Source organism: Bacillus sp. SIMBA_026 (genome assembly GCF_046535335.1).
Lineage (GTDB): Bacteria > Bacillota > Bacilli > Bacillales > Bacillaceae > Bacillus > Bacillus velezensis.
The window spans coordinates 1-231 of the sequence record NZ_JAWRWX010000523.1 but is presented as its reverse complement, the minus strand read 5'-3'; the positions used below and the strand labels follow the sequence as shown (position 1 = coordinate 231).

At 60.6% G+C, this 231-nt stretch carries 1 protein-coding gene; it reads left to right on the top strand.

Features of this window, described 5'->3' with window-relative positions:
- Positions 1-231 (top strand): IS3 family transposase (locus tag SB847_RS22400; RefSeq protein ID WP_410578974.1); only part of this gene is annotated, 231 nt, incomplete at both ends.

The window sequence follows — 231 nt, the reverse complement described above, 5'->3', positions numbered from 1 at the left end:
AGGTCTGGAAGCAGATGAACCGGGAAGGCATTGCAGTGGCACGCTGCACGGTCGGACGGTTGATGAAACTGCAGGGCTTGCGTGGCGCAGTTCGCGGTAAGCGTGTTCGCACGACGATTCCCGAGGTGACCGCGCCGCGCCCGCTGGACCGAGTCAACCGGCAGTTCAAGGCTGAACGACCGAATCAGCTCTGGGTGTCGGATTTTACGTATGTCTCGACATGGCAAGGCT